This window comes from Acidovorax sp. HMWF018 (assembly GCF_003061035.1).
Taxonomy (GTDB): Bacteria; Pseudomonadota; Gammaproteobacteria; order Burkholderiales; family Burkholderiaceae_C; genus Acidovorax; species Acidovorax delafieldii.
This window is the reverse complement of sequence record NZ_QAIM01000221.1, coordinates 1-4178: the sequence shown is the minus strand read 5'-3', so window position 1 is coordinate 4178 and position 4178 is coordinate 1. Positions and strand designations below refer to the sequence as shown.

2 protein-coding genes and 1 pseudogene are annotated in these 4178 nt (G+C 58.9%); all 3 read right to left on the bottom strand.

What is annotated here, in order from left to right; genetic code table 11:
- Positions 1 to 579: pseudogene (locus tag DBR23_RS07855) on the bottom strand (cell surface protein); the annotation flags it as partial.
- A gap of 202 nt (positions 580 to 781) precedes the next feature.
- Positions 782 to 1213 (bottom strand): hypothetical protein, encoded by a 432-nt coding sequence (locus DBR23_RS07850; protein ID WP_108497857.1) that lies wholly within the window; start codon positions 1211 to 1213, stop codon positions 782 to 784.
- 65 nt (positions 1214 to 1278) lie between these two features.
- Positions 1279 to 3651: a type II secretion system secretin GspD gene (gspD, locus tag DBR23_RS07845; RefSeq protein WP_233250325.1), complete on the bottom strand. Its 2373-nt coding sequence runs from the start codon at positions 3649 to 3651 to the stop codon at positions 1279 to 1281.
- Between the last annotated feature and the right edge of the window lie 527 nt (positions 3652 to 4178).

Sequence of the window (4178 nt, the reverse complement as noted above, 5' to 3'; positions counted from 1 at the left end):
AGTTGCATCCCAGACTGCTGCGTTAGTAACGTCTGCCATGTTGAAGATTTCGACGTAGCCTTCGCGAGTCAAATTGGCCTTTGTGGCCGCATCAGCAAACGCAGGCAGGCGAGTTTGAACAAATGGCTGCGCAACGTTCTTGGTGAGAGCGGGCACTGTACAAGTATTGTCTGCAGTAACGATGTTCGCCACACCGTCAGCGCCAGCCATAACAGCAGCAGTCCACACATCGCCCGGCGACATGAACACTTGGAAGTCAAGCACGTCATCCGAATTGGAAGCGGTACGGAAACGAACCTTCACCAACTTACCGTTGTCTTGGTCAGTGTTGGTGACGTGCAGGACGGTCATGTTGCCGTTCTGTGCATTGTAGTAAGGCACCACCAGCGCATGACCCACACCACCTTCGGACACAGCCAAACCCGTTGCGGTGCGAGCAGTCATCTGGCCTGCCGTGGCAATAGTTGCAGCATCGATAGCAGCACCACCACCGGTGATGACAGCAGCCGAAGCAGCACCCGCAAAGCCCAGGCTACCAATCATGGCAGCAATGCTCAAGGCCATCACATTTTTCTTCATATCAAGAACTCCAGTTAAAAAGTTTGTAAGCGCAACTACCACGATTGATTACGCTTAGGCATCGTAGCACAGCACACGGGGGACTTGTACAGCGGGCGGGCAGTGAAACCGCCTGTCGTTGATGAAAAACAACAGTCATCTAGGCGGCTTGGTAGAGCCTCATTCGTATGGACCAGTGGCTGCGTCAAGACCCTTTTCGCAATCACAAATCCTGATAACGCCACCACTTACCGTCTTCGAGTAACCATGTCTCGTCCACGTACGTGTCGATCCTACCTAGTTTCATCCCTAAGAGGGCAGGTGTTGCGCTCAATTTCATGCGGGCCGTGCACTTTTCACGACTCTCACAGGTAACTTTGAGCGGCTCTGCGGCCTCTATATTCGCTCCAACACCAAACTGCACGCGGAACTTCTCAACAGTGTGCACTTTGCGATACGACGGCGTGGACAGCGAATAAGCCTTGGCGTAATCCCCTGCGATGCGCGCCTTCCAGTACTCGGTGGCGCGCTGCTCCACCACCTTCTCTGGCGGAGCCGCCATGGTGGCGCAACCAGCCAGCGCCATGGCGGCCACTGTGGCCAACGCGGGCATCCAGAGGGGTTGTCGCTGGCGAATCCACGAAAGAGTCTTCATCTTGATGGTTTCCTTCTATTAACAATCTACATTTGATTGATTACTAACACTAACTAGTACGCGAGCTACTGCGGACTTACGGATTGCACTGCAGGGGCGGGGCGCGCCTTGGCACCATCGCGCATTTCAATGATGTTCAGCCCTCGCAGGCGATCACGTAAGTCTTCACTCACTTCGCGTATCTCGGGGTCGGTGCGGACCACCCGGGGGCTTAACACCACCAACAGCTCGGTCCGCTTGCCGGTATTGGTTGTATTGCTGAACAAGTTGCCCAGAAGCGGAACATCCTTGAGCAAAGGAACGCCGCTTTTCCCCGCGGAGCGATTGTCTTTGATCAACCCCCCCAAAACAATGGTGTCGCCACTGCGCACGGCCACCTTGCTGCTGATTTGCCGCTGCAGGAAGATGGGTTGATTATTTGCGCCAGTCAAAGAAGATTGATCGGTCATGCTCTGGTCGATCTGCATGGTCACCAGGTTGCCCGCATTCACCGATGGAGTGACCGCCAGATTGACACCTGTATCCCGATACTGGACGGTGCTGGTCGAGACGTTGCTGTTGTTGAGAAAATCGGTGGTGCTTGTCAGCACGGGCACCTGGTCGCCCACAGCCATCATCGCAGTGTGATTGTCCAGCACCATCAACGAAGGGTTGGACACGACTTTGAGCAGATCCTGGCTGGCCAGCGCGTTCAAGATCACCCGCACTTTGCTGGCCGAATTGATCAATGAGTAAGTAAAACCCGCACCAGCGGCCACATTGAGACTGCCGTTGTTGTTGGGGTTTTTATCGTTGGTGGACAACTGCCCCACCCCGGTGTTGCCGCCCCCGGTTCCGCCGCTGAAGGCCCATTGCAGACCGTATTGCAAGGTGTCATTCAAAGTGACTTCGATGATCGACGCGTCGATGAGCACCTGGGTGGGTGGCTGGTCCAGCCGCTTCAGGGTGGATTCGATTTTCTGGAACTCGGCGCGGGTGCTCCACACCAGGATGGAGTTATTGAGCTCGTCCGCCATCACGCGAACCCCGCCGACATTGGCCGCCACCATGCCTTGGGTTGTGGTGTTTGCCGTTTGGTTATTGCGATTCTGGAAGGAGCTGGTATTGCCAAAGGCGCTGGAGCTGCCCATCGTCGAGCCGGTGCGATTGGCCGTGGTGTAGCCGGTATTGCCGGAATTGCCCCAGGCACTATTGCCGAATGCAGAGCCTGTGCCGCCAAAGGGCGATTGCACTTGTGACGTACCCGCCGCCCCACCCAGACCAGGTGCTACACCGCTGTTAGCGGTAGCTGTGTTGGTTTGGGCGGAACCGAAGATACCGGACAGCACACTGGCCAGGTGCTTCGCATTACCGTTCTGAACGCGATAAATGAACAACTGCGCTTCAGCGCCGTTGTCACTCGGTTGGTCAAGCTTTTCGATCCATCGGCGAGCCTCCTCCAAATAGGCCGCCCGAGGTGTCACCACCAATATGCTGTTGAGCCGCTCCACCGGCATGATTCGCAGAGCGCCAAACAGCGGATTACCTTCGCCCAGCATGGCGGCCGCCGCTGCCGACGCGCCTGAAGCAGCGGATGCTGCACCCGCCGTGGTTGCAATGGAAGAGCCGCTGGGGGCGCCGGTTGGCGCCTGCGCTGAACCGCTGACGAGCCGCAAGGCCGCCTCGACCTCCTTGATGGTGGCGTACTTCAGCGGAAAGAGCCCCACGGACATACCTTTGAGCAGATCCACGTCAAACGTATTGACCAGATCCAGCCAACCCTCTGCCTGACTGCGGGTGCCGGCAAGCACGAGCAGATTGCGCACATTGTCCACGCGGACAATTGCATCGGGGGGAGCTAACGGCCGAAGGATGGTGGCCATCTCCCCTGCACCAATGAAGCGCAGCGGAACCACGATAGCCCCGTACCCTGGAGGCAGGGGAGCACCGCTACCGCCTGCGAATTGGCGAACGGCGCTGCCAATGCTTTTGAGCGCATCGGCTTTGCCGACGTGATAAGTGCCACGTACATCTCTCACCATGGCAAGCCCGTTGGCCTGCAAGGCGCTCTCCAGCAGGAACACCGCCTGGTCGGGCTGGATGGGGGTGCGCGTGGACAGGGTCACCGTGCCCGCCAGCGGTGGGTGCAGCACGTACGGGATCTTGAGAATGTCACCCAGGATGGTGCGCGCCACCTCTGCCACAGGGGCCTCTTCGAAGTTGAATGACAAAGGCGCCCCTTCAATTGAAGGCACCTGCCGGGCTGGCGCCAGTACCTGGTCGTTGCCCTGGATGTAGCGCGGCTGGGAAGTGTTGGGCGCCGGGTTTGCGGCGGACTGCGCCCCTTCAGCGGGCACTGCCGCCGGAACCTCAGAGCGCGCTGATGGGGTCTGAACCGCCTCTGCGGACTGGGGACGCACATCCTGAGCGAGCGCCGCCTGAGCAGCAGCCAGTGCCATAGCGGTCAGTACGAATCGGGTGGAAGTCATAGATTTACACAAGCCCTGAGGGAATGGAGTTGGACACGGCGCATAGCAATCAAGGCGCCTTACTGCGAAGCGCTGCCGCCAAAAACGGGCACCAATGGGCGCCCACCGGCGCCGGTACGCGCAGCCGGCGATTGCACCGGAGCACTGTTGGCAGGGGACTGCGGCGCGCTGGGCGCTGCGGCCGGAGTTGGATACGTCGGCGGAATGGGCGCTGGCGCAGCACGCGCCGCCTGAGGCAAACCTGTATACGAGGTCAAAGCTGCACGGGGCAGCTGCAATGCACGGCTTTGGCCGCCTCGCGTAAAAATTACGCTGCGGTCTTGAATGGATGACAGCGTCCACCCCTCCACCACTTCGCGCAGCCGCACACGCTTGTGTTTACCGGCAATCTGGATGATGGCGCCACCGTCACCGTCACCCACAAAAAGCCCGGAGAGTTGAGCACTGCTGAGGTTATCAACGGGCGCCTTGTCCTCCGGTGGTGGTGGCGGTGGCGG

Coding starts and splice junctions, on each gene's coding strand:
- gspD (WP_233250325.1), bottom strand. CDS start 3,651: ATGGCACTGGCTGCTGCTCAGGCGGCGCTCGCTCAGGATGTGCGTCCC.
- DBR23_RS07850 (WP_108497857.1), bottom strand. CDS start 1,213: ATGAAGACTCTTTCGTGGATTCGCCAGCGACAACCCCTCTGGATGCCC.